Raw genomic sequence first — 1,441 nt, 5'->3', positions numbered from 1 at the left:
TGGAAGGCGTGGACGTCAGCGGCCTGACCGATGGCGAACTGACCATCGATGCGGTGGCGACCGACAACAACGGCAACACCGTCACGGCCCAGGACACGGCGGATCTGGATGCGGTTGACGGCAACCTGACGGTCACGGCGGAAGACTCCACCGACGGCAACCTGAACATCAGCGGCACCAGCCAGGACGTTCCAGAAAACGGTGAGGTGACGATCACCATCACCTCTGAAAACGGCGGCACGCCGGTGGTTGTAACGACCACCGTGGATGCAGATGGCAACTACAGCCTGACCGATGTGGACGTCAGCGGCCTGACCGATGGCGTGCTGAGCGTTCTTGCCAGTGCCGAGGATCATAACGGCAATGCCGTGACCGACACGGCGACCGCCGAGCTGGACAACCTGGCGGGTGCGATCACCGTCGAGCTGGCTGATGTGAATGGCGGCAACGACACGGCGGTGCCGATCAGCGGTACCACCACTGACGTGCCGGCCGGTGCCACCGTGAATCTGGTGATTGAAGACCAGAACGGTGCCACAGTCACCACAAGTGCGGTGGTGCAGGGCGATGGCACCTATCTGGTGACTGCCGACCTGTCGGGTCTGGTGGATGGTCCGCTGACCGTGACGGCGAGTGCGACGGATCATAATGGTGATCCGGTCGATACGACAGATGGCGGCCACAAGAGCACGGTTCCACCGACTCTGACAATCAGCTCTGATGATGCTTCACTGGCTGCGGGCGGATCAACAGAGATCACTTTCTCCTTCTCGGAAGATGTGCTCGGCTTCGATGAGACCGATGTCAGCGTCGATGGCGGCATGTTAAGCAACTTCACCCAGGTCGATGGCAGTACCTGGACGGCCGACTTTGAGGCTTCAGGCTCGTCGCCCATTGATATCAGTGTGGCCGATGCAACCTATACAGATCTGGTCGGTAATCCTGGTTCTGGCGATGGCCATGCCATCAACAATTTGCCTACCAGCGCCGACGATACACTGGCGGCGGATGATTCCGAGAACATTGTTTATGATGCGTCAGCGCTGTTTACGGACGTTGATGGCGATAACCTGACTTTCTCGATATCCGGGCAACCTGCGTCTCTGGCTATCAATACCAATACCGGCATGATCACCGGTACGCTTGACTCGTCTGATAGCCAGGGCGGGGCGGCTGGTACTTACACCATCACCATTACTGCGGATGATGGAAACGGTGGGCTCGCCACCGCCGAGCTTGAGCTGACGGTCAGCAACCCCGCGCCGATCGCGGTGGATGACAGTGGCACCACGGATGAAAAAAGCCTACTCACAGTGGCGGCCGATGGCGTGCTGGCCAACGACAGCGACCCGGATGGCGACCCGCTGACGGTATCGGCCGTTGAAGGCGTGGCCGGCAACGTCGGCACCCCGGTTGCCGGTGACAACGGCGGTGAATTCAC

Annotated in this window: 1 protein-coding gene; it reads left to right on the top strand. The window is 60.2% G+C overall.

Annotated elements, in window-relative coordinates; translation table 11 throughout:
* Positions 1 to 1,441 (top strand): Ig-like domain-containing protein (locus NA59_RS12730; RefSeq protein WP_044413588.1); only part of this gene is annotated, 1,441 nt, incomplete at both ends.

Source organism: Thiomicrospira microaerophila, from assembly GCF_000934765.1.
Taxonomy (GTDB): Bacteria; Pseudomonadota; Gammaproteobacteria; order Thiomicrospirales; family Thiomicrospiraceae; genus Thiomicrospira; species Thiomicrospira microaerophila.
Note: the sequence above shows the minus strand (reverse complement) of the source record. Positions and strands in the feature narration are given on the sequence as shown.